The following is a 19,002-nucleotide window of genomic DNA, read 5'->3' on the forward strand; positions in this document are numbered from 1 at the left end:
TAGCCTAAAATCATCGCATCCATGCGATAACGGCTAACTGACCTGCATCGGTAAAAGCACCACGTCCTGTGGCATTACCGAAATGACCGACATCTTGTCGGCCCTCACGCAGGCCTAAGCACAAAGCCGATTCCGGACGCAATTATGCCGAGGCATAATTGATTCTACTAAGAAAGGACAGAGACATATGCACTTACATAAATATGAGAAGTATTGGCTTGTGTTCGGAGTTGCTACTTTAGTAGCATTCCTTATCATTCTTGGCATCGGCGCATTCCATCAAGGCTCACATCCGAACAATGGTAAAAAAACACTAGATTATGAGAAAGTAAAAGAATTTGCCCCCTTCGATAATCCGGGTGTTCATAAAGTAGAAGGTAAGGATTGGGATTATGAAGTGGTTGTTTTAGCATCAGCATTTAATTACAATCCTCCAGAAATTGAAGTTCCACTAGGAGCTAAGGTGAAATTTATCGCAACAAGTGCAGATGTAATGCACGGTTTTGAAGTTGCCGGTACAAATATTAATATGATGCTTGAACCTGGTTACATTTCTGAATATGTGACAAAAGTAAATAAAGTAGGAGAGTTTTTAATCGTATGTAATGAATACTGTGGTACAGGACATACGATGATGCACTCTATGCTAAAGGTGGTGGATCCAAATGAGTCTAAATAATAATTTGACAAAAGTGGATCGTCGTGATGCGAAGCTAGCAATGGCACATATTTATGTGGCATTCATCGCATTGTTATTAGGGGGTCTCGCAGGTTTATTACAAGTTTTTGTTCGTTCTGGTCAATTTACATTACCAGCAGGCATTGGTTACTATCAAGTTTTAACCGTACATGGCGTTTTACTTGGTCTTATTTTAACAACTTTCTTTATTTTTGGTTTCCAAATTGCCAGTGTTAGCCGTACGTCAGGGACTTTTACAGCTGGTCAACGTCGCCTTGGCTGGATTGGCTTCTGGTTAATGACTATTGGTACAGCAGCTGCTGCAATAATGGTTCTACTTAACGAAGCATCTGTTTTATATACGTTCTATGCTCCACTAAAAGCTCACTGGGTATTCTATCTAGGCCTTACATTAGTCGTTGTTGGTTCTTGGGTTGGCGGCGCTGGCCAAATTTTACGATATGCACAGTGGCGTAAAGAAAACAAAGGAAGCGGACAACGAAGCCCATTATTATCATTTATGGTTGTTGTCAATAATTTAATGTGGTTCGTAGCAACTCTAGGTGTAGCTGTTTCTGTTCTATTCCAGCTACTTCCATGGTCCTTAGGCTTTATCGAGCGTGTTGACGTAGCACTATCCCGTACATTATTCTGGTATTTTGGCCATGCTCTTGTGTACTTCTGGTTATTACCAGCTTACATGATTTGGTATGTCATTATTCCTAATGTTATTGGCGGAAAAATTTTCTCTGATTCTTTAGCAAGACTATCATTCATGCTGTTCTTAATTTTCTCTGTACCAGTTGGGATCCATCACCAATTAACAGAGCCAGGTATTACTGGCACATGGAAATTCATACAAGTTGTTTTAACATTTGCCGTAATTGTACCATCTTTAATGACTGCCTTTTCGATGTTTGCAATGTTTGAATTACGTGGACGTGAATTAGGTGGGAAAGGGCTTTACGGCTGGTTTAAAAAATTACCATGGAAAGATGCTCGTTTCTTCGTGCCATTTATCGGTATGGTAGCATTTATTCCTGGTGGCGCAGGCGGTATCATCAATGCTTCTTACCAAATGAACCAATTAATCCATAATACCATTTGGGTTACAGGACATTTCCATTTAACAATTGCAACAACAGTCGTATTAACTTATTTCAGTGCGGCATTTTGGTTAATTCCACATTTAACAGGTCGCACACTGACTAAACCTTTAAACAATCTTGGTAATTTTGCAGCTATTTTATGGGCTACTGGTATGACAATTATGTCTACAGCTATGCATATCGCTGGTCTAATCGGTGCACCTCGTCGATCCGATTACTCTGAGTATGGCGGTGCTCAACAAGCTTATGATTGGATTCCTTATCAAATCGCACAAGCTGTTGGTGGCACAATCCTATTCATCGCTATTTTACTCATAATTTATATTGTAGTGAAATTAGCATGGTTTGCACCAAAAGGCGAAGAGGAATTCCCAGTTGGTGAAGTACATGAAAACGGTGGTACGACACCAGCTATCTTAGAGAACTTTAAAGTATGGCTTGTTATTTTAGTAGCATTAATTTTATTTGCTTATACTATTCCAATTATCGATATTATTTCTAACTCCCCTCCTGGCTCTAAAGGCTTTAAGCTTTGGTAACAATGTTTTGTAACTTCATGAAAAAGCGGATGGGACATAACTAGCGGATATCCAAAAAAAGAGAAATCGAAGTCATTCGAGTTCTCTTTTTTCTTGGATTCATTGAGCTATTCTTATTTCTCTACCCCACTTCTCTGCTAACAGGTATCTGCGACAATATGGTGGGTAATTCAAAATACTCCTCTTCCATTCGATCAAAAAAAGTAACCCACGTAGGTCCTGTACGCGTATCTGTTGGATTCGGAAAAATAGCGAAAGCGAGCGCTAATAGCTGGTAGTGTTCGTATTACCGGCGATTATGATGGATTCTCTGACTTACGAGTTATGGCGTAAAATCTTATTTATACATTATAGGTTGACATAACATTAAGCTACTCTTTTTTAGTTTTAATATTGTCTATATACTTTTTTGCTTCGACTAGTCCTAAGCCAGTTTTTTCTCTAACATGCTTTACTATTTTGGTATTATCTATGTTAGATTTAACCATGTTTCGGATTTCTGAAATAAGTTCAGGGTTTTCAGAATTGATAGTGACAAGTTTTGTTTGATTTAATTTTTTATTTTTACTTAAAAGAACACCTATAATACAAACTGCACATAGGGTTATTATAAATAAAGATAATTGTGTAGTCATATCTCTCTTGAACCCTCCTTCTATTACTTATTTTTATAGATTACATGCATTTTTTACATTTGTAAATCCAGTTAGTTCTGCAATTAATGCAGTTAAAGCAGCAATTTTTTCTTTAGCTGTTGTTGCTCCAACTAATAATTTAGCTGTTTCTATTGCGCCACCTAATTCTTTAATATACTTTTTAATTTTAGTTAATTTGGCAATAGGAATAGCGTTCATTAAAACTAATTCTCCAATAGCTAAACTACAATTCCACCATCCACGTGGCTGTTTAATCATAGGTGCTTTTTCCCCGATTTCGGGATTGTAAACACGAGATGTAATACCTCTATCATTGAAGTATTGATTAATAGCTTCAGAGTCCCCTGATTCTAACAATTCATCAGGGATTTCTTCTATAGCTTTTAATGTTTCGATCGGTTGTTTAAGTTCTTTTGGTGTGGAATCATCATAATTTTATTGAGCACTAGCTATGCTAGGTGGAAAGATAGAAAGCATTAAGGCAATTGACATGAGCCAAATTAAAGGTTTACATACTTTATTCCTTGATTTAACATTCATACCGATACCTCCAATTAAATTTTTCAAGATGCTCCATCTCTAGTTATCTAAATTTTTAAAATATAATATTGGTATTTTCTCTTTTTTTACTTTCTCCGGAGTATATTAAACTTATCATTAGCTATAAAAATTTCAAAATCAATTTTTGTTGGTAATTGAACAAAAATTGATAAAAGCCAGAAAATGTATGATTCAAAGATATTATAAATATCTTCAAACCATACAGAATATTGACCAAAAAAATGTAACGGGGATAAAGCTTAGTAAATGTTTGTAAAGATTGCTCCTCTATCCTTCCTCAATGCTTTAATTAAATCGCCAGAGGTCAAAAATCAGAACCGATTTTATGCCTGTTAAGTACATCGAATTTTCGAAGTTGCTTAGATGGGCACTCTTAAATTTTATAGACCATTCTTATTACTATCTTGTATAAGAATTTCATCCTTTTTAAAGCGATATACCTATCATTTCGTTCTCCACATAGTTCTACCTAGATTATTCACCAACACATACAAAATCCCACGGGAAAGATGACCTACAATCAGTGGGAATAAAACAGAGGATTTCACTGAACCACCTAAAAATTTGACATTTACCTCGGTAGGATGTTCAAAAGGCGGGGCAAAAGTAAGTGAAGATGAAGTTATACAAGTGAATGTAAAATGGGACGAAGTTGAAGAGTCATTGGAATTGTATAATAAAAAAAAAATTAGATTTGTCTTATTGGCATTTTATGTCCGTTTTTTAGTCCATATTTTAGCTATTCCATAAAAGGGCGCGATTATGGAAAGATATAATGGTTTTAATTGGAGTCTCTGAACTTGTTTACGTGGAATACCTCAAATACAAAGCCCGGAAAACTTTACTGTTCGTAAAATCCCCCGGGCTTCTTACTATAATTAAATTATTTATTGAGGTTTTGTCCCAGCCTCTTTCCTTTAGAGCTGATATAGCTTTGTATATTTTTCTTGTAAGTAGTTTGCAAGATACTTGGCATTTAAGCCTTCCCCTGTCGCCTCTTGAAGTAGCTCAAACGGCTTCTTCAGCGCACCATATTGATGGACTTTGTCTGTTAACCACTCTCGAATTGGAAGAAGCTCACCCTTTTCTAACAGTTCATCAAAGTTTGGAATATCTTTATCCATTGCATGCTTCCATTGCGCCGCATAAATCATCCCTAATGCATAGGATGGGAAATAGCCAAACATGCCCCCCGACCAGTGCATATCTTGTAGTACTCCTTTTGCATCTGTTTCAGGACGAATGCCTAAATATTCCTCGTATTTATCATTCCATACTTGTGGAAGATCTTTTGCTTGAAGATCGCCGTTGAATAGGTCACGTTCAATTTCATAGCGAATCATAATATGTAGTGGATATGTTAACTCATCTGCTTCAATACGAATAAACGATGGCTCCACCATATTAATTGCTCGCAGGAAGTCAGCTAATGCTACATCACCAAATTGCTCAGGTGAATACTTTTGCAGTCGCTCGTAGTTATGCTCCCAGAACTTTTCGTTCCTACCTACAAAATTTTCATAAAATAAAGATTGGGATTCGTGTATACCCATGGATGTACCTGTTGCTAATGGTAAACCATCAAGCTTTGCATCGATATTTTGTTCATACATAGCATGCCCACACTCATGGATTGTTCCAAAAATTGCTGAGCGGAAATCGTTTTCATCATATTTCGTTGTAATACGATTATCTCCAAGATTTAAGCCAATCATAAATGGATGCACACTCTCGTCTAAGCGACCTGCATCAAAATCATAGCCAAGTTGTGCTAGCATTTCTAATGATAATGCACGCTGAGATTCACGAGGGAAATGTTTAAATAATATACTTGTATCTGGTTTATTTGATGAAGCTGCGATTTTTTGCACAAGAGAAACGATTGTTTCACGTAATTCACCAAAAACTTGATCTAAAACATCAGTCGTCATATCAGGTTCATATAAATCTAGTAATGTATTGTATGGAGAACCGTTTTTAATACCCCAATATTGAATAAATTTCTTCTGCCAGCTTATAATTTCCTCTAAATAAGGTAGGAATAAAGCAAAATTATTAGTTGCCTTTGCTTCTTCCCATGCTGTTTCCGCTTTAGATTGTAAAATTACGAATTCCTTATATTCATCAGCCGGAATTTTTTTATTTTGATCATACTCTTTACGTACTTCCTCTACTACACGCAGCGTAACATAATCGAGATCTCCCTTTTGCCCCTCTAGATCCGTTAGTAATTCCCCTAATTCTTCACTAGTCTGCATCTCAAATAAGGAGGCAGATAATGTTCCAACTACCTCTGAACGTTGTGCTAACCCTTTCTTAGGCGCACCTGTTCGCATATCCCAATAAATCACACTCAGTGCTTCTCCGTAGTGCTGCATTTTTTTCACATAGTCAGTAAATTGTTGTACAGTCATGCTAACAACCTCCTTTTCCCGCTACTAGTTTATCATATTTTCGAAAATTTTGTATATTATGGACTTTATAGTATTTGTTGCAGCATATAGTAGCTACTCACAATTTATAATTTGTTATACATTCTTCCTCAGTTTATCTACAAAACTATCCTATTGCGAATAGCGTATACAACGGCTTGCGTTCGATCCTCTGTACCAATTTTCTGTTGGAAATCAGTAGTTGTTATTTAGATAACTCTATATTTCTCTTTTATGTACAGCATAAAATTTATATTATTGTTGGGATTATATTCTCTTTAATTAATGGCCATCTATCACGTGGATTCATGATGAATTCTGAACTAATTGCTACAACCATATTCATTTTCGGTATACAACAAATCATATTGCCTCCATCCCCGATAGCTGAATACGTAGAAAGTCCATCTTCTTTTCGTAGCCACCATAAATAACCGTATTTGTTTGGGTTCATCTCTGTTGATTCACGAATCCATGTCTCTGAAAGAACCTTATTATTATCCCAAATGCCATTGTTTAAATAGAGGTAGCCAAATCGTGCCATATCACGAGTAGTTAATGTTAGTCCCCATCCACCTGTCGAATGACCGTTTGGATCATGAACCCACCCCTTAACGTTTTTCCCGAATAAATCATCAAACCCATATGCGTTCATTTGATAGTAGGGAATTTCTTTCATGCCAAGCGGTGTAAACAAATGTTCATTGGCGAACGTTCGTGCACTCTTACCAGTACTTTTAGTAAGAATTGCTGACAATAAATGTGCTCCTGCTGTGGAATATTTGAATGCGCCTATATCCCCATTTTCACCCATTATATCAAGTGTATATTTTATCCAATCCTGCTGTTGACAAAGAACATCTAACGGCTCATGCCAATCCTCAAATGGATATGGTACTGTCATCGTGAGAAGATGTCGTATAGTAATCTGTTGTTTCTGCTTATCAGCATCAGAATTATATTTAGGGAAAAAATCTAACACCTTTTCTTCAACGCTTTTAATATATCCTCTATCGATAGCGATGCCTATTAGTGCAGATAGTACACTTTTGGTAACAGATGCAACATTGTGGCAATCATCAGGACCTTTGCCGTTAAAATATTTTTCATATGCTACATGACCATTTCTTATTATAACAATACCATTTATATTGTTATAATCACTTGTTATCGTCTGCTCTAGCTCGGAAAGCTTTTCAATGTTCATATATATGCTTTCAGATTTTACCGTTTGCCAATTAATCGTTGATTGCATAGGAACCTCCTAATTTTAACTTCTTTCAGCGGGTGTCATTTTTTCTTTACAGGAAAATATACCTCAGTAACATAATTCTCAGGATCGTTTGCTTGATTTGGGTCTGTTATGTATATTTCATATGGTGGCAATATCAGTTCATAACCCTCGTTTTCAATCCACTTCATCAAATTAGCATAGACAGATGTCAATTCTGGATAAGCCCCCTTTAAAACAGATTTAGCACAGAGGCTACCAGGCAAATCTCTAGTTCCTTTGACAGACTCAGCTATTTGAATAGCAAACTCGGTATCATTGCCAGCAGGATTAAATTCAGGGCTATGGTAAATCGTCATTGGCTGGCCAAGTATAGTGAGCTTCTCCATCGCAATTCTTTCATAAAGCTTGCTAAAATAGTGACCATATCCCGATGCATAATCATCACTGCTCAATATCAATCGCTTATAAAGGATATTCTTTGGCTTTGTCTCAACAAGCTGTACTTCGATATAGTCAAGGTACGACATGATTGGTACTCCCTTTTCTAAGTTTGAAATATCATAACTTAGTTGTTTTACAAGGAATTCAAAAGCCTTTAGCTTCTCTTGAATCTCGTTTCTCTTCTGGTTAAGCACTGAACAAAGCATTTCTTCGGATTGATCCTCTTCTAATGCCAGCATCATTTTAATTTCTTCAAGAGAAAAATGATAAGATTTTAAACGGTTAATATAAAGCATCCTTTTAAGTTGTTCGATGGAATAATACCTATAACCGTTTTCTGCATTAATCTCATCTGGGTTAATTAATCCAATCTCATCGTAATATCGAAGTGTTTTTGTGGAAACACCACATATTTTTGAGAATTCTCCTATTGATAGCACAAAACCACCTCACTCTTTGATTTGTTACTTGCTACAATTCATTTATACACCTTTCCCTTAGGGCAAAGTCAATCAAGACTTATGCTTTACTACCTTTATCTTTAACTTTGCTTGACTGAAAAATTTTATTGACCGTTTAGTACAAAAAAGATATTCTATTAATGTAAACGAGAGGTGGATAAATTTGACTAAACGAGGCAGACCCCGAGAGTTTGATTATTCCTCAATTGTAGATGTCGCCATGAAAACTTTTTGGATAAAAGGATATGAAGGCTGTTCTACACAGGATTTATGCAATGATACTGGACTTGGGAAAGGTAGCTTATACAATACTTTTGGTAGTAAACATGAACTGTATACGAAAGTATTAGAACGCTATCATGAGTTTGGAATTAAGGAACAGCAGGAATTATTAAAAGCTCCTATTGCATTGAAAGAACGGTTAAGTAATCTTTTCGAATGGGCGCTGAAAGAAGACTTTGAGAATATTGATCAAAAGGGTTGTTTATTAATTAATGCCGGTGTAGAAAGAGCTAAAAACGATGTAATGGTTCAAGATATTTTCTCACGGCATGTCGAGCTTCTTAAACAAGCTATTGAAAAAGTAATGGCGGAAGGATTGCAAACTGGCGAAATTTCAAAAAAGCAAACAGCTGAGGAATTAGCTAGTCTATTTTTAAGTAGTTATTACGGGTTCCGTGTTTTGAATGTTTCGATGCAAAATCGGATGTTGTCTGAGCAGATTATGAAAGGAACATTGGAATCTATTTTTGGCGCTTAGTGCGCTCTTTTTTAGCATGATTTTTGTACCGGACGTTACAATAATGAATTAAGGAGTGTTTTTATGCCATCGATTATATATTTACTAGCTTTAGCGATATTTTGTATGACTACATCTGAATTTATGGTTGCAGGTATGATGAACGAGCTTGCTCTTGCATTTCAGGATTCTGTATCTTCAATCGGGTATTTAATTACAGCTTATGCAGGAGCAATGGTAGTAGGAGGACCTATTTTAACTGCAACTCTTCTACGAATACGCAGTAAACAAGCATTGTTATTTTTAATGTTTGTATTTTTAATCGGCCAATCCCTCGGAGCTATCGCTTGGAACTATGATAGTATGATGGTTTCGCGTATTATTACCGGGATTGCTTCATCCTCAGCATTTGGTGTTGCCATATCCTTTTCTGCAACATTGGTTCCCCCTCATTCTAGGGGAAAAGCTGCATCTATTGTTCTTGCAGGTTTAATGATCGCAACAGTTTTAGGCTTACCTCTAACAACAGTTATCTCGCAAAATTTTGGCTGGCGTACGAGTTTTTGGTTCGTTTCTATTCTCGTACTAATTTCCGGGATTTTAATTCAATTGTTACTACCATCATCGCCAAACAAAGAACTATTAAACTGGAAAGACGAGCTCATGCGCTTTAAAAATATTCATCTTTGGGCAGCGTACATAACAAGTATGTTTATTATAGGTGGTACGTTTGCAGCATTTAGTTATTTCACACCTATCTTTACAAATATCACAGGCTTTTCAGGCGCAAGTATTCCCTATTTACTTGCTCTCTATGGTGGTGCAACAGTCATTGGGAATATAGTGATTGGTAAGTTTGCTGATAAATACACAATGGAAACACTTTTGAGTGGATTGATTATTTTAATCGTTGCATTGTCTTTATTTGCTTTAGGAGCTGAAAATAAATATATTGCAGTTATTACTACTATTTTTATTGGCTTTACTGGTGTAGCAATGAATCCAGCTATGGTGGCGAGAGTGATGAAAACAGCTAATAATGGCACGATGATAAATACCATTCATAGTTCTTTTATTACGCTTGGTATTGTTATTGGTTCATCACTAGGCGGCTTAGGTATCAGTAAAGGATATGGCTATATATCACCACTGTGGATTGGCGTTTGTTTAGCTACCTTAGGGCTACTTTCATTATTCCCGTATTTACATAAAAGGAAGGAAAATTAATGGGTACTGCATCACATGTGTTCCGGTGACTACCAAGCCGTTTTTCAGTAGGTGTACCTAAACATTCACCCTATCTTAATTTGCTCAATTTGAGTTGTATATACTAAAGAAGCTCTCCTCATCATTTTCACGATCAAGGAGAGCTTCTACTTTTATATAAAAACGGGGGAATTTTAACTAGCTTTCAAGTGTAATGTTCGGTTTCCAGTCAAACATTTTTAAGAGCTAAATTTTTAACAACAGATATATAGTTGGGGATCCTACATATCAAAGAAGTTAAATGTTTTCACAGATTGTTAATACTTGTTTAACGGCTTCTGCCGATTGATGAAGCGCCATTTTTTCTTCATTTGTCAGGTGCAATTCAATAACTGATTCAATGCCATTGCCACCTAATATTGTCGGTACACCTAAAAATAATTCGTGGTAACCGTACTCTCCTTCTAAAAGGGCGATAGAAGGAATTATTTTACGTTGATCTTTCATGATGATTTCAACCATCTGTGCACATGCAGCGGCTGGCGCATAATAAGCACTACCATTGCCTAACAAACCAACAATTTCTCCGCCACCTTTACGTGTACGTTCTACAATTTGCTGTAGTCTGTCTTGAGGAATCAGTTTTTCTAACGGGATACCTCCAGCATAGGAATATCGAATTAAAGGGACCATTTCGTCGCCATGTCCACCTAAGACGAATCCTGATACATCCTCTGGTGCAATTTGCAGTTCTTGTGCTACAAATGTATTAAAACGCGCTGTATCTAACACACCTGATTGACCAATGACACGATTTTTGGGAAAGCCTGTTTCCTTATAGCAAACATAGGTCATGGCATCAACTGGATTGCTTAATATAAGGACTATGCTGTTTGGAGCATAGTGTTTTATTTGTCTAGAAACTTGTTGAATAATTTTTGCATTCGTCGTCACTAAGTCATCTCGGCTCATGCCTGGTTTACGAGGAATACCAGCTGTAATAATAACAATACTTGCTCCAGCTATATCCTCATAATTGCTCGTTCCTTTAATAGAAACATTAAACTTTTCGATTGGTCCTGTTTGTAATAAATCCAACGCTTTTCCTTTTGTCGGATTCTCCGCTTCTGGAATGTCTAACAGCACAACATCTCCTAGCTCTTTTTGGGCTAAAAATAAGCTTAATGTCGCGCCTGTATGACCAGCTCCAATAACAGCGATTTTACTTTTTCGAAATGTCATTATGCCTCACCTCGATTTTCAGTAGCTACTGTTTCCGTCGTTTTTTTAGCACGCGTTGATGTTGGTGTTGATGCTGGCTTTTTCTTTGGTGCTTCTGGTCCTTTAATCATTTGAAAAACATCTTCATCTGGCCGCGGAATTACGTGAGCGCCTAATAGTTCTCCAACGCGCATTGCAGCGGCTTTTCCAGCTTCTACTGCTGCTTGGACAGAACCAACATCACCTTTCACGACGACTGTCACAATCCCACCATCAACGAATTCTTGCTTGACGATAGTTACATCTGATGACTTAATCATCGCATCTGCTGCCTCGTAAGAACCAACTAAACCTTTTGTCTCAATCATTCCAATTGCGCTACTCATTCTCTTCACCTCGCATAACTTCCGTAGAATCTATAATACCTATTACAACTGAATCGATAGGCAACGGATTTTCTTTCATAATATATCGGGATGATCCACCACTTGTAATGAGCACATCATCTCCAATTCCCGCCCCGATTCGGTCAGCTGCTACTATTTCCGTGCGAATTGGCTGCTGATTGGAATCAATTGGTTGAATAATTAATAATTTCAAACCATTCAACCCTTCTTCCTTACGTGTTGCCCATACACTACCTATCACTCGTCCCATCTGCATGAACTTCACCCTCTTTATCCTGCATGGACTATACTTAAATTACTCAGAGCGAATTGTTAACGTCTTATTCAACTCTCGTATTTTGTCATAAGCCAATGCTGTCACAATTGTTTTTTTAGGAACAACAATTTCCTGTGCTTCTATTTCAAGTACTTCTACTTGCGAAAGTAGTTTCTTATCAAATTGATAGCTTACTGGTTTTTCAACCTGACTTACGACTGGCGGAAGTTCTTTGACATTCGTTTGTTCCTTAGCTTGAGCATTGACAATTTCCGCAAATGCACCTTGTTGGATTAAACCGGCATTTGCCTCATCTGTATCGATATGCATCTCCAATCGATAACGCTCTGAAACGCGAATCATTACATTTGATAAAATAATCGGTCTTATACCTTCTACTTTCATTTGTACCGATTGTCCGTCCACTACTTGGAACCGAGCACTGTCAGTCGGCGACATATGAATATGTGCTTGTGCAATAATGAGTCCCTCATTTAGCACGACACTGCCCTTTGGACCAATAAGTGTAACGGGGCTAGAGCCTTTTATATCTCCTGATACCCTTAAAGGTGGCTTAACCCCTATTTTCATCGCGTCTGTCCAGCTAATTTCTACTTGAGATAATGAACGTGCTGGACCTAAAATGCGTACCCGCTCAATAGAACCCTTTGGACCAGCAATAACAACTGTTTCCTCAGCAGCAAACTGTCCTGGCTGTGAAAGCTCAAACTTTGGTGTTAATTGATAGTTCTCACCAAAAAGTTGCTCCACTTCCGCTTGAGCAAGATGTACATGTCGTGCTGATACACCAATAGGGATTTTTCCGTCATGTTGAGAGGAAGGCTGATTTTTTAAAACTTGTTGCAATACTTCTTCGACGATTTTTTGAACTAAATTTTCCTGCATCTAACCTCCTCCTTATGTCAATGATCTGATTATTCTTCCTTGAGCTTGCTGTTCAATAAAACCTGCATTCGCTTCATCTGTATCGATATGCATCTCTAAACTAAAATCGTTTGATACACGAACTACAACCCCACGAAATGTCACAGGTCGCTCACTATCAACTTCAACAGATACTAATTCATTATTTTGTACGTCCAATGCGATCGCATCTTCTTCCGTCATATGAATATGTGCCTGCGCAATAATGACTCCCTGCTTAATGTTTATTTCTTGTTCTTGATTGATTAATTTGATGCCAGCTGAACTTTCGATATCACCCGATTGTCTCAAAGGAGGGGTTAATCCTAATTTCATTGCATCTGTTCGACTAATTTCCACCTGTGTTGCCGCTCTTACTGGACCTAATACACGTACATTGTGAAGAACACCTTTTGGTCCTTCAATAGAGACACGCTCCTTGGCTGCAAACTGTCCTGGCTGCGAAAGATCAAAATCCTTCGTTAGCGTCGCATTTGGACCAAAAAGCGCCTGTAAATCCTCTTCACTTACATGTATATGACGAGCCGAAATGGCCACAGGAAATGTTTTTGTCGCTGTATTCACGCGCTAGCCACCTCGATATCTTTATTACTGTTGAAAATGAATGGACAGGATGTGGCACAATGTGTAGCATCCTGCCCTTCTCTTTATGTGTTCTATCCATCGCTTTGGGTAATTTTTCCGTCGGTTCGATTTTCCTTCCGTCGTTTCGGACCTTCTTTCCGTCGCTCTGGCTTTTCTTTCCGTCACTTCGGTTCTTCATTCCGTCGTTTCGGACCTTCTTTCCGTCGCTCTGGCTTCTATCCGTCGCTTCGGCTTTTCTTTCCGTCGCTTCGAGTAATCTTTCCGTCGGTTCGATTTTCCTTCCGTCGTTTCGGACTTTCTTTCCGTCGCTCTGGCTTCTATCCGTCACTTCGGCTTTTCTTTCCGTCACTTCGGTTCTTCATTTCGTCGGTTCAGACCTTCTTTCCGTCGCTCTGGCTTCTTTCCGTCGCTCTGGCTTCTATCCGTCGCTTCGGCTCTTCTTTCCGTCGCTTCGGCTCTTCCTTCCGTCGCTTCGGCTCTTCCTTCCGTCGCTTCGGCTCTTCTTTCCGTCGCTTCGGCTCTTCCTTCCGTCGCTTCGGCTCTTCCTTCCGTCGCTTCGGCTCTTCCTTCCGTCGCTTCGGCTCTTCTTCAGCCACTTCGGCTCTTCTCCAGTCGCTCTAGAGTTTCTTTCCATCGCTTTTGTTCGGACTGAAAAAAATTAAGCTTCTGCTTTAGGTAAAATCATTTCTAATTCATGGTGTGGACGTGGGATTACATGAACAGATAATAGTTCTCCAACACGTTGTGCTGCTGCTGCACCTGCATCAGTAGCTGCTTTTACTGCACCTACATCACCTCGAACTAATACAGTGACAATACCGCCACCAACATGTACTTTTCCTACTAAATTAACGCTAGCAGCCTTCACCATTGCATCTGCTGCTTCAATTGCTCCTACTAATCCTTTTGTTTCTACCATTCCTAATGCTGTACTCATTTGTCATTCCTCCAAATTATTTATTTTGTAATGTGATTTGTTTTAATACTTGATCAACAATTTGTTGCACTACTGCTGTATCCAAAGATGGATCTTGTGCCTTAATATTCTCTACTACTGGATTTGCTAAAAATTCTGGTTTTGGTACCTCTACATCTTTAATGCCATAAGCCATACGTTTAATATTCAATAAATGTCTCGCTGTAATGTTATCGGACGTAATATTGCCACCAAACGTACCACATCCTAATGTAAAGGATGGTGCTAATCCAGTAGTTCCACCAACAGCGCCAATAGATGATAATGTATTGACAACAATTCTGGATACTGGTAGTTCTACTGAAAACTGCTCAGCTAAAGCTGTATTTTCTGTATGAATCGAACAGGAATGTCCGCGTCCACCAATGTTTAGTAAATCAATCATCACCTGTTTTGCCTCTGTACTGTCCTCGACTGTGTATAACGCAAATATCGGTGACAGTTTTTCAAGTGAAAATGGAATGTTTTTGCCGATCATCTTTTCCATACCAACAAGTACTTTTGTATCTTCCGGCACGGTAATTCCGATAGAATCTGCTAAGCAAGCTGCTGATTTACCTACAATTTGAGGATTTACCTTACCAGGAACAGGAGAAATCAACTTCTCCATCTTCACCTTCTCTTCATCACTCAAAATATAAGCATTGTTTTTCTTTAACTCTGTTAACACTTGCTCTGCAATGACTTTGTCAACAATAATTGACTGCTCTGTAGCACAAATTGTGCCGTTATCAAAAGACTTACTTTGTACAAGCTGGCGAACAGATTTGGATATATTCGCTGATTTTTCAATGTAAGCTGGAACATTTCCTGGTCCTACACCATAAGCAGGTTTGCCTGAACTATAGGCTGCTTTTACTAGCGCACCGCCACCAGTCGCTAAAATTAAATGAATATCTGGATGCTTCATTAATTGTTGCGTAGCCTCCATAGAAGACATTGTTAAACAGTGTAGCAATCCTTCTGGTGCTCCTGCTTTTTCCGCAGCTACTCTACAAATCTCTAAAGCTTCCTTTGTACATTCAACAGCATATGGGTGTGGACTTAATACAAGACCATTTCTAGTTTTCAATGATATAAGTGTTTTAAAAATTGCTGTTGATGTTGGATTTGTCGTTGGTACAATGCCCGCGACTACTCCAAACGGACTAGCTATCTCTGTAACTTTCTTCATTCGATCGAAACCAACGACACCAACAGTTTTTAAATCTTTAATATCTTCATAGACATCTCTCGAGGCAACCTCATTTTTCATTTTTTTATGATTAGGTATACCCATCCCCGTTTCCTGAACGGCCATATTTGCCAAACGTTCTGCCTCTTTAAATGCGGCATCTGCAACAGCCTTGACGATATTATCTACTTGCTGTTGTGAATACTGCATGTAAGCAGCCTGTGCAATATTGGCACTTCTCACGGCGTCTCTCATTTCTTGAATTGCTAATAAATCTTTATCTAGTGTGGCCATAAAGCCCCTCCTTTCTAAACAACTGGATTTCTCGCTAAATTCTCAATAGCTTCTCTAAAAGCATTTGCAGCGGCTTGGCAGGAAGATTGGCTACCACTTACTAAACCGCCACCGAAATTGGTTTCAGATGGTGGACCAAAGAAAACCTTTAGCTCTACATCTGCCGCCTTTAATGCTGCATCTAAACCAACTACAGCTTCAAGTGGCGGTGCAATTAAATAAGCAAGGGCTGTTCCAACCTTAACGTTTGCTTGCTCTGCCAGATACGTACCACAGCTTGCTACAGTATGTGCAAAAAGAGCGTGGTTTTCATTTTGATGAATGGCTTCAAAATACGTATCAAACTGAATCTTCTGTTGAATCGCATCTAAACCACTGCGTATTTCATCAGGCGATCTACCAGCAATGATACCAATGACCTCACCAGATAATGGCCCAGATGCATGTGCCGCTCCAGCATAAAAGCTTTTTGCATAAACAACATCAACATCTGCTTTTTTCGTAGCCTCGTCTAAAGCTACATATCCAACATCATCTATTGTTAGAGTTACGAGTCCAATGCTATTGTGATATGGCTTTAAGTCTAATTGCTCCGCCAATTCACTATTCACTCTTGGAATGATTTGCATTGCCAAAATTTCTGCCATAATTTTTTGAGGATTCATTGTTGGCCCCCTAACCTTCTTTTGCCACAAGACCTACTCCACTTGCCTTGTAATGCAATATTTTTTGAACCACTGTTCCTAAATAAGCACCTGCCTCTAATGGCGGGATACCACCTTTATGAATGTTCGAAACGACCATTCGATCAGCTTCTACTGTGCCAATTCTAGGTTGATAGCATATATAGGCACTCATTGACTCAGCTGATACAAGGCCAGGACGCTCACCAATTAAATAAACGATCACTTCTGCTTGTAAAAGCTCGCCAATTTCATCCATAAGAGCAACACGCCCTTTATCAATATAGAAAGTAGTGCCTATTTCAATATTTAAATTGCCAAGGCTTTGCTGTAACGCTAAATAAACATCTTGCACATTTTCTTCAATCGCACTTGCACTTAATCCATTAGAAATAATGATTTGTACCTTTGGATTTTTCTTACACTTTGATTGAATAATTGTCTTTGCTTCATCTGATAAACGACGACCTAAATCCGGTCTAGTAATGTATTCTTCTTTATCTGTAACCCTTGTTGTTACTTGAAAGACATCAAGCTTTTGTAGTAACCCTTCTGTCACTTCTCCATATACTGCATCTACTGCCGCTGCATGATCGAGTCGGAACTTTAGCCAAGTTTTAGTTTTAGGCCTTGTCCCAGCTCTTCCAACACCTATTCTTGCTGGTGTATGCTTTTTAGCAGCTTGAACACTTTCAGACACTTCGTCCTCTTCAAATTTAAATTCTGTGATAGGTACTGAAGTATAAGTCGATTCATCATTACTTGCGCTGTAATATGATTGTTCATGATTACTTGATTCAGTATGATAAAGCTTAATTAATGGTTCATTTGATTGTTCAATTGTGCTCGGGCTTACTACTTCATCTGCATAATTAGCATTAGCTACCGTATTGTGAAACTTAATAAGTGTTTCCTTTTGGTTTTCTGTTGGCACAGCTGTGTCATGAGAAGATTTGTCTGACGCATTATTGCCCATCTTTTCCATAACTAACTGTGTGATCATCGAAACTAGTTGTTCATTCAATGGATTCACCTACCTTTCAAATATAGATAAATCGCCAGCTCTTGCAGATAGACGACCATTTTCATAAATGCCCATTTTTTCTAACCACGCTAGATATTCAGGAGCTGGTTTTTTACCAAACGTTTGCAGTAATGTTGCGACATCATGGAAGCTCATTGATTGATAGTTCAGCATGACATCGTCGCCCATAGCTGCAGCGATAATAAAGTTGACACCCGCTGCTGTTAGTAAAACACTTAAATCTTCAATATCATTTTGGTCTGCCTTAATATGGTTCGTGTAACAAATATCCACGCCCATTGGGAGACCGTGCATTTTACCCATGAAATGATCTTCAAGGCCAGCACGTATTACCTGTTTGTTATTGTATAAATACTCAGGTCCAATAAAGCCAACAACGGTATTCACAATATACGGATTAAAATGTCTAGCAAATCCATAATTACGTGATTCGAGTGTTACTTGGTCAATGCCCATATGTGCCTCAGCAGATAGCTCCGAACCTTGTCCTGTTTCGAAGTAGAATAAGTTCGGACCAGTTCCTGTTCCATGCTTTTTCACAAGTTCCTCTGCTTCTCTTATTAGGTCAGCAGAAATACCGAACGAACGATTAGCAATTTCCGTTCCAGCAATACTTTGGAAAATCATATCGGCTGGTGCACCTTGTTTAATGGCTTTCATTTGTGTTGTAATATGTGCTAATACACAGTTTTGTGTAGGAATCGACCAATCATTGATAAACTCCTTTGTCGCATGCAATACTTTTTTCACACTTTCAACGGAATCATCTACTGGATTAATACCAATAACTGCATCACCAATACCATAGGACAATCCTTCTTTTAATGAGGCAATAATACCGTCAATATTGTCTGTTGGATGATTTGGCTGCAATCTCGAGGACAGTGTGCCCTTTTGTCCAATCGTAATATTGCAAGTAGACAGTATTTCTACTTTATTGGCAGCATGGACAAGATCTAAGTTGGACATCAGCTTTGTAACGGCAGCAATTATTTCTGAATTCATGCCCTTGCTTAATCGTTTTAATTCACGATCGCCTGTTTCATTGGATAAAATATATTCTCTTAGCTGCTCGATGCTCCAGTTTTTAATTTCTCCGTAAATTTGCTCATTGATATCACCTTCAATAATGCGTGATACTTCATCATTTTCTTGAGGAACTAACGGATTTTCTCTTATATCCTTTACTAATAGCTCACTTAAAACGGCTTTGGCCGCAATTCGCTGCTGTACAGATTCAGCTGCAATTCCAGCTAACTGATCTCCTGATTTTTCTTCATTGGCCTTGGCCATTACATCCTTTAATGAATTAAAATTATATTTTTCTCCACCAAATATCACCGATAGATTCACATTCAT

20 protein-coding genes are annotated in these 19,002 nt (G+C 38.3%); 5 read left to right on the forward strand and 15 right to left on the reverse strand.

Annotated features, from left to right (window positions below):
* The first annotated feature begins 187 nt into the window (after nt 1-187).
* Together ACQKNC_RS08910 and ACQKNC_RS08915 are read left to right on the forward strand one after the other, a co-directional pair.
* Nucleotides 188-679 (forward strand): cytochrome c oxidase subunit II, encoded by a 492-nt coding sequence (locus tag ACQKNC_RS08910; RefSeq protein ID WP_427424499.1) that lies wholly within the window; start codon nt 188-190, stop codon nt 677-679.
* Nucleotides 666-2,327, forward strand: a complete 1,662-nt coding sequence (locus ACQKNC_RS08915) for a b(o/a)3-type cytochrome-c oxidase subunit 1 (protein WP_427424500.1) — start codon at nt 666-668, stop codon at nt 2,325-2,327. Before ACQKNC_RS08910 ends, ACQKNC_RS08915 begins: the two co-directional genes overlap by 14 nt.
* Nucleotides 2,328-2,698: 371 nt before the next feature.
* On the opposite strand, the gene ACQKNC_RS08920 is transcribed toward ACQKNC_RS08915, so the two are convergent.
* From ACQKNC_RS08920 to ACQKNC_RS08940, 5 genes are all read right to left on the reverse strand, one after another.
* Nucleotides 2,699-2,962, reverse strand: a complete 264-nt coding sequence (locus ACQKNC_RS08920) for a ribosomal protein L7/L12 (protein ID WP_427424501.1) — start codon at nt 2,960-2,962, stop codon at nt 2,699-2,701.
* A 33-nt stretch (nt 2,963-2,995) separates the two neighbouring features.
* On the reverse strand, nt 2,996-3,340 hold the full coding sequence (locus tag ACQKNC_RS08925; protein ID WP_427424502.1) for a hypothetical protein: 345 nt from the start codon (nt 3,338-3,340) through the stop codon (nt 2,996-2,998).
* A gap of 1,121 nt (nt 3,341-4,461) precedes the next feature.
* On the reverse strand, nt 4,462-5,958 hold the full coding sequence (locus tag ACQKNC_RS08930) for a carboxypeptidase M32 (RefSeq protein ID WP_427424503.1): 1,497 nt from the start codon (nt 5,956-5,958) through the stop codon (nt 4,462-4,464).
* Nucleotides 5,959-6,226: 268 nt separating this feature from the next.
* The gene (locus tag ACQKNC_RS08935) at nt 6,227-7,231 is read right to left on the reverse strand and encodes a serine hydrolase domain-containing protein (protein ID WP_427424504.1); all 1,005 of its coding nucleotides are present in this window, start codon (nt 7,229-7,231) and stop codon (nt 6,227-6,229) included.
* Nucleotides 7,232-7,266: 35 nt separating this feature from the next.
* Complete coding sequence (locus tag ACQKNC_RS08940) at nt 7,267-8,091, reverse strand: MerR family transcriptional regulator (protein WP_427424505.1); 825 nt, start codon at nt 8,089-8,091, stop codon at nt 7,267-7,269.
* Between the two features lie 184 nt (nt 8,092-8,275).
* On the opposite strand from ACQKNC_RS08940, the gene ACQKNC_RS08945 reads away from it, so the two are divergent.
* Together ACQKNC_RS08945 and ACQKNC_RS08950 are read left to right on the forward strand one after the other, a co-directional pair.
* The gene (locus ACQKNC_RS08945) at nt 8,276-8,872 is read left to right on the forward strand and encodes a TetR/AcrR family transcriptional regulator (RefSeq protein WP_427424506.1); all 597 of its coding nucleotides are present in this window, start codon (nt 8,276-8,278) and stop codon (nt 8,870-8,872) included.
* A 63-nt stretch (nt 8,873-8,935) separates the two neighbouring features.
* Nucleotides 8,936-10,078 (forward strand): MFS transporter, encoded by a 1,143-nt coding sequence (locus ACQKNC_RS08950; protein WP_427424507.1) that lies wholly within the window; start codon nt 8,936-8,938, stop codon nt 10,076-10,078.
* A 276-nt stretch (nt 10,079-10,354) separates the two neighbouring features.
* Here the strand turns inward: ACQKNC_RS08950 and mdh are convergent, their stop codons facing one another.
* The 5 genes from mdh to pduL are packed head-to-tail and all read right to left on the reverse strand — an operon-like array spanning nt 10,355 to nt 13,450.
* Nucleotides 10,355-11,299 (reverse strand): malate dehydrogenase, encoded by a 945-nt coding sequence (mdh, locus tag ACQKNC_RS08955; protein ID WP_427424508.1) that lies wholly within the window; start codon nt 11,297-11,299, stop codon nt 10,355-10,357.
* On the reverse strand, nt 11,299-11,664 hold the full coding sequence (locus ACQKNC_RS08960; RefSeq protein ID WP_427424509.1) for a BMC domain-containing protein: 366 nt from the start codon (nt 11,662-11,664) through the stop codon (nt 11,299-11,301). Before ACQKNC_RS08960 ends, mdh begins: the two co-directional genes overlap by 1 nt.
* Nucleotides 11,657-11,941, reverse strand: coding sequence for a EutN/CcmL family microcompartment protein (locus ACQKNC_RS08965; protein WP_427424510.1), 285 nt, complete (start codon nt 11,939-11,941; stop codon nt 11,657-11,659). Before ACQKNC_RS08965 ends, ACQKNC_RS08960 begins: the two co-directional genes overlap by 8 nt.
* 39 nt (nt 11,942-11,980) lie before the next feature.
* On the reverse strand, nt 11,981-12,847 hold the full coding sequence (locus ACQKNC_RS08970; RefSeq protein ID WP_427424511.1) for a phosphate propanoyltransferase: 867 nt from the start codon (nt 12,845-12,847) through the stop codon (nt 11,981-11,983).
* Nucleotides 12,848-12,859: 12 nt separating this feature from the next.
* A complete protein-coding gene (gene pduL, locus ACQKNC_RS08975) occupies nt 12,860-13,450 on the reverse strand; it encodes a phosphate propanoyltransferase (protein WP_427424512.1) in 591 nt (196 codons plus the stop codon).
* Between the two features lie 51 nt (nt 13,451-13,501).
* Here pduL and ACQKNC_RS08980 point away from each other — a divergent pair, with 51 nt between their 5' ends.
* A complete protein-coding gene (locus tag ACQKNC_RS08980) occupies nt 13,502-14,092 on the forward strand; it encodes a hypothetical protein (protein ID WP_427424513.1) in 591 nt (196 codons plus the stop codon).
* A gap of 37 nt (nt 14,093-14,129) precedes the next feature.
* Here ACQKNC_RS08980 and ACQKNC_RS08985 read toward each other — a convergent pair whose 3' ends face one another.
* The 5 genes from ACQKNC_RS08985 to ACQKNC_RS09005 are packed head-to-tail and all read right to left on the reverse strand — an operon-like array spanning nt 14,130 to nt 19,002.
* Nucleotides 14,130-14,408, reverse strand: coding sequence for a BMC domain-containing protein (locus ACQKNC_RS08985; protein WP_004269321.1), 279 nt, complete (start codon nt 14,406-14,408; stop codon nt 14,130-14,132).
* A 16-nt stretch (nt 14,409-14,424) separates the two neighbouring features.
* A complete protein-coding gene (locus ACQKNC_RS08990; protein ID WP_427424514.1) occupies nt 14,425-15,915 on the reverse strand; it encodes an aldehyde dehydrogenase family protein in 1,491 nt (496 codons plus the stop codon).
* Nucleotides 15,916-15,929: 14 nt separating this feature from the next.
* Nucleotides 15,930-16,580, reverse strand: a complete 651-nt coding sequence (gene eutL, locus ACQKNC_RS08995) for an ethanolamine utilization microcompartment protein EutL (RefSeq protein WP_427424515.1) — start codon at nt 16,578-16,580, stop codon at nt 15,930-15,932.
* A 10-nt stretch (nt 16,581-16,590) separates the two neighbouring features.
* The gene (gene eutC, locus ACQKNC_RS09000) at nt 16,591-17,622 is read right to left on the reverse strand and encodes an ethanolamine ammonia-lyase subunit EutC (RefSeq protein WP_427424516.1); all 1,032 of its coding nucleotides are present in this window, start codon (nt 17,620-17,622) and stop codon (nt 16,591-16,593) included.
* A gap of 9 nt (nt 17,623-17,631) precedes the next feature.
* Nucleotides 17,632-19,002, reverse strand: a complete 1,371-nt coding sequence (locus ACQKNC_RS09005) for an ethanolamine ammonia-lyase subunit EutB (RefSeq protein ID WP_049666575.1) — start codon at nt 19,000-19,002, stop codon at nt 17,632-17,634.

The organism is Lysinibacillus sp. NPDC094177 (assembly GCF_050279145.1).
Classification (GTDB): domain Bacteria; phylum Bacillota; class Bacilli; order Bacillales_A; family Planococcaceae; genus Lysinibacillus.

Bases quoted from the DNA above. Each gene is read 5' to 3' on its own strand.
- ACQKNC_RS08910 (WP_427424499.1), top strand. From the start codon at position 188: ATGCACTTACATAAATATGAGAAGTATTGGCTTGTGTTCGGAGTTGCT.
- ACQKNC_RS08915 (WP_427424500.1), top strand. From the start codon at position 666: ATGAGTCTAAATAATAATTTGACAAAAGTGGATCGTCGTGATGCGAAG.
- ACQKNC_RS08920 (WP_427424501.1), bottom strand. From the start codon at position 2,962: ATGACTACACAATTATCTTTATTTATAATAACCCTATGTGCAGTTTGT.
- ACQKNC_RS08930 (WP_427424503.1), bottom strand. From the start codon at position 5,958: ATGACTGTACAACAATTTACTGACTATGTGAAAAAAATGCAGCACTAC.
- ACQKNC_RS08935 (WP_427424504.1), bottom strand. From the start codon at position 7,231: ATGCAATCAACGATTAATTGGCAAACGGTAAAATCTGAAAGCATATAT.
- ACQKNC_RS08950 (WP_427424507.1), top strand. From the start codon at position 8,936: ATGCCATCGATTATATATTTACTAGCTTTAGCGATATTTTGTATGACT.
- mdh (WP_427424508.1), bottom strand. From the start codon at position 11,299: ATGACATTTCGAAAAAGTAAAATCGCTGTTATTGGAGCTGGTCATACA.
- ACQKNC_RS08960 (WP_427424509.1), bottom strand. From the start codon at position 11,664: ATGAGTAGCGCAATTGGAATGATTGAGACAAAAGGTTTAGTTGGTTCT.
- ACQKNC_RS08965 (WP_427424510.1), bottom strand. From the start codon at position 11,941: ATGCAGATGGGACGAGTGATAGGTAGTGTATGGGCAACACGTAAGGAA.
- ACQKNC_RS08970 (WP_427424511.1), bottom strand. From the start codon at position 12,847: ATGCAGGAAAATTTAGTTCAAAAAATCGTCGAAGAAGTATTGCAACAA.
- ACQKNC_RS08985 (WP_004269321.1), bottom strand. From the start codon at position 14,408: ATGAGTACAGCATTAGGAATGGTAGAAACAAAAGGATTAGTAGGAGCA.
- ACQKNC_RS08990 (WP_427424514.1), bottom strand. From the start codon at position 15,915: ATGGCCACACTAGATAAAGATTTATTAGCAATTCAAGAAATGAGAGAC.
- eutL (WP_427424515.1), bottom strand. From the start codon at position 16,580: ATGAATCCTCAAAAAATTATGGCAGAAATTTTGGCAATGCAAATCATT.
- ACQKNC_RS09005 (WP_049666575.1), bottom strand. From the start codon at position 19,002: ATGAATGTGAATCTATCGGTGATATTTGGTGGAGAAAAATATAATTTT.